Annotated in this window: 2 protein-coding genes; both read left to right on the top strand. The window is 71.6% G+C overall.

Features of this window, described 5'->3' with window-relative positions; genetic code table 11:
• The coding region (locus ACZ7IB_RS48760; protein WP_470921793.1) for an SDR family NAD(P)-dependent oxidoreductase at positions 1-2,543 on the top strand (2,543 nt) is incomplete at its 5' end.
• Positions 2,544-2,629: 86 nt separating this feature from the next.
• Positions 2,630-4,470: type I polyketide synthase (locus ACZ7IB_RS48755; RefSeq protein ID WP_470921791.1), on the top strand; the 1,841-nt coding region annotated here is incomplete at its 3' end.

Here is a 4,470-nt window from a genome sequence, read left to right as displayed (position 1 = left end):
AGTTGCTCGCGGACGGTGTGGCGGACGCGGATTACTGGTATCGCAATCTGCGTCAGCCGGTGCGTTTTGAGGAGACGGTTCGCGGGCTCATCGCCGACGGTCACACCACCTTCGTGGAGGTGAGCGCCCATCCGGTGCTGACGTCTCCGGTCGAGGAGACCGGTGAGGCGATGGGTATCGAGGTGTACGCGGGCGGCACCCTACGCCGTGGTGAGGGTGGTCCGGAGCGGTGGTTGAGGTCCCTGGCCCAGCTGTGGGTGCAGGGTGGGGTGCCGGGCTGGCAGGCGGTGTTCGCAGGTACCGGGGCCCGGCGGGTGGAACTGCCGACCTACGCGTTCCAGACCAAGCACTACTGGTTCGACACCGCGCCGGCCTGCCCCGCGGCGAGCGCGGATCCGCACGCCGCCTTCTGGGAGGTGGTGGAGCGCGAGGATCTGGAGGGACTCGCGAAGACCCTGCGGCTGGACGAGGCGCAGACCGGGCTGACGGCCGTACTGCCAGCGCTCTCCGCTTGGCACAAGCGGCAGGCGGAAGCGGTCAGCATGGAGTCGTGGCGGTACCGGGCGCACTGGAAGTCGCTGCCCGCCGGCCCCAAGGCCGCCCTGTCCGGAACCTGGCTGGTCGCCGTCACCCCGGACCGGCTCGACGGCGCGCTGTACGAGACAGTGGCCGGGGCCCTGCGCGCACAGGGGGCCGTGGTCGAACCGCTGGTCGTGAGCGGCGCCGACGACGGAGGGCAGGGCGAGCGTCCGTGGGCCGAGGCCCTGGCCGCTCACTCCGCGGCAGCCGGCGTGCTGTCGCTGCTCGCGCAGGACGAGAGTCCGCTCGCGGACGCATCCGCCACCCCGGCCGGATATGCCCAGAACCTAGCGCTGTTACAGCAGTTGGAGGCTGCCGACTCGGACGCCGCACTGTGGTGCGTCACCCAGGGCGCGGTGTCCATCGGTGAGCGGGACCCGCTCACCAGCCCGGCGCAGGCGCTGGTCTGGGGCCTCGGCCGGGTGGCGGCCCAGGAACTGCCGACCCGCTGGGGCGGTCTGGTCGACCTCCCGCGGGAGCCGGACGAGCGCGCCCTCGCGCGGCTGTGCGAAGTGCTCGCGGCCGAGGCAGACGAGGACCAGGTCGCGGTCCGCTCGACCGCGACCTACGGGCGCCGGCTCGTCCGCGCGCCTCTCGGTGACGCACTGGGCGACGGCTGGACGCCGGGCAAGGGCACGGTACTGATCACGGGCGGCACCGGCGCGCTCGGCAGCGAGGTCGCCAGGCGACTGGCTGCTCAGGGCGCCGAGCACCTGTTGCTCGTCAGCAGGCAGGGCGGTACGGCCCCTGGCGCCACCGACCTCGAAGCCGAACTGGCCGCCACCGGAGCCCGCGTCACCACGGTCGCCTGCGACGTGGCAGACCCGGAGGCCTTGCGCCACCTGTTGGGCTCGGTGCCCGACGACTGCCCGCTGACCGCTGTGGTGCACACCGCGGCCGTACTGGACGACGGGGCGCTCACCACGCTGACGCCCGAGCAGCTCGACCGGGTGCTGCGGGTCAAGGCAGGTGCGGCACACCAACTGCACGAGATGACGAAGGACGTGGGGCTTTCCGCCTTCGTGCTGTTCTCGTCGCTGGCGGGCACGGTCGGCATGGCGGGCCAGGGCAACTACGCGCCGGGCAACGCCTACCTGGACGCACTCGCCCAGTACCGCCGTGCACAGGGGCTCGTGGCCACCTCCGTGGCCTGGGGTTCCTGGGCCAGGGGCGGCATGGCAGGCCGGGACGTGGTCGGCGACACCAGCATCCGGCACGGCGTGGCGCTGCTCCAGCCGGAGCGCGCCACCGCCGGACTGGAGACGGCGCTCGCCCACGGCGACACCAGCCTCGTGATCGCGGACATCGACTGGAAGAGGTTCGCGTACTCCTACACCGCGGCCAGGCCCAGCCGTCTGCTCGACGAACTGCCGGAGGCCCGCGCCGTACTCACGAGGGACGAACCCACCGACGCGGCCGCCACCCTCACGCTGTCCGAGCGGCTGGCCGGCCTCGCACCGGCCGAGCGCGAACGGCAGTTGCGCACGACGGTCCGTACGCAGGTGGCAGCCGTACTCGGCCACGACTCCGGGGAGACGGTGGAACTCCGGCGCCGGTTCCTGGAACTCGGCCTGGACTCGGTCACCGCCGTGGAACTGCGCAACCGGCTCAACACGGCGACCGGTCTGCGACTGCCCACCACGATCGTCTTCGACTGTCCGACCGTGCACGAACTCGTGCGCTACCTCGGCGACGCACTGTTCGGCGACGAGGACAGGACCGAGGGCTCCACGGACGCGGCAGCTCCCGGCACGGCCGAACTCGACCAGCTCGAGGCGCTCCTGGGGCAACTGCCCGACGGAGACCCCTCCAGAGTCGAACTGGCGGGGCGGCTGCGGCAGTTGCTGCGTACCGCATCCGGACCAGGTGTGGACGGCGAGGAAGCCATCGACGCCGAAGACCTCGAATCCGCGAGCAACGACGACCTCTTCAAGTACATCGGCAAAGAGTTCGGGATCTCCTGAGCCCCTGATCGACGCCGCGGTTCTGACACGCGCCTTTCCGCGGGGCGCACGCCACACTTCCGTCTCACTTTCGGGGGCACGCAAGCATGGACGACGCCAATAAGCTCCGTTACTATCTGACCCGGGTCACAGCCGAGCTGAAGGAGACCCAATCGCGGCTGCAGGCCGCGGAGTCGGTGGACAGCGAGCCGATGGCGATCATCGGGATGAGCTGCCGGTTCCCCGGCGGGGTCGCCTCTCCCGAGGACCTGTGGCGGCTGCTCTCTGAGGGCGGCGACGCCATCACCGGACTCCCCACCGACCGCGGCTGGGACGCGGCATCCCTGGTGGACGTGACCGGAGAGCGCCCTGGCAGCTCGTACGTGGCCGAGGGCGGATTCCTGCATGACGCCGGGCGGTTCGACGCCGACTTCTTCGGGATCTCGCCGCGCGAGGCGCTCGCCATGGACCCGCAGCAGCGGATCCTGCTGGAGACCTCCTGGGAGCTGTTCGAGCGTTCCGGCATCGCCCCCGACGCCCTGGAGGGCAGCAGGACCGGCGTCTTCATCGGCTCCAGCTTCCGCGACTACGGCAGCAGGCTGCCCGCGATCCCCGAAGAGGTCGAGGGTCACGCCATGACGGGCACCGCGGGCAGTGTGGCCTCGGGGCGTATCTCCTACAGCTTCGGCCTGACCGGTCCCGCCGTCACGGTGGACACGGCGTGCTCCTCTTCGCTGGTGGCGCTGCACCTCGCGATTCAGGCGCTGCGCCAGGGCGAGTGCTCGATGGCGCTCGCGGGCGGGGTCGCGGTCATGTCGACGCCTGACCTGTTCACGGAGTTCAGCCGGCAGCAGGGCCTGGCACGCGACGGCCGCTGCAAGGCGTTCGCCGCGTCCGCTGACGGCATGAGCGCGGCCGAGGGAGTGGGCCTGCTGCTGGTCGAGCGGCTCTCGGACGCACGGCGCAACGGTCATCAGGTTCTCGCCGTGATCCGCGGCTCGGCAGTCAACCAGGACGGCGCCTCCAGCGGACTGACCGCGCCCAACGGCCCCGCGCAGCAGCGCGTGATCCGGCAGGCGCTGACGAGCGCAGGGATGAAGGGCTCCGAGGTCGACGTCGTCGAGGCGCACGGCACCGGCACGGCACTGGGCGACCCCATCGAGGCGCAGGCGCTGCTGGCGACGTACGGCCAGGACCGGCCCGGGGAACGGCCGCTGCTGCTGGGCTCCCTCAAGTCCAACATCGGTCACACGCAGGCCGCCGCAGGCGTGGCCAGCGTGATCAAGATGGTGGAAGCGATGCGGCACGGTGTGGTGCCGAGGACCTTGCACGTCGATGCGCCGACGCCGCACGTGGACTGGTCGTCGGGTGCGGTGGCGTTGGTGACCGAGGGCCGTGCGTGGCCGGAGACGGGTCGGGTACGGCGAGCGGGTGTGTCGTCGTTCGGTGTGAGCGGGACGAACGCGCACGTGATCGTGGAACAGGCTCCCGTGGAGGAGTCGGCCGAGGTGGAGCCGGCCGCGGTCGCGGGTGGCGAGCCGGGTCAGGTCGGTGTGGTGGCCGGTGGCGGTGTGGTGCCGTGGGCGCTTTCGGGGAAGTCGGCTGCGGGGTTGCGTGGGCAGGCGGCGCGGTTGCGGGAGTTCATGACGTCGTCGGACGCGTCGCTCACGGGTGCCGGCTACTCGCTGGTGTCGTCGCGGGCGGGTCTTGAGCACCGGGCGGTGGTGCTGGGCTCGGATCGTGAGGAGCTGCTGGCGGGGCTGGAGGCGGTGGCGGCAGGCGAGTCCGCCGAGGGGGTGGTGTCCGGGGTACGGGCGGACAGGGCTGACGGTGTGGTGTTCGTCTTCCCGGGTCAGGGCAGCCAGTGGGCGGGTATGGCGGTGGAGTTGCTGGATTCTTCGCAGGTGTTCGCGGAGCGGTTCGGCGAGTGCGCGGCCGCGTTGGAGCC

Source organism: Streptomyces sp. NPDC037301, assembly GCF_055602785.1.
Note: the sequence above shows the minus strand (reverse complement) of the source record. Positions and strands in the feature narration are given on the sequence as shown.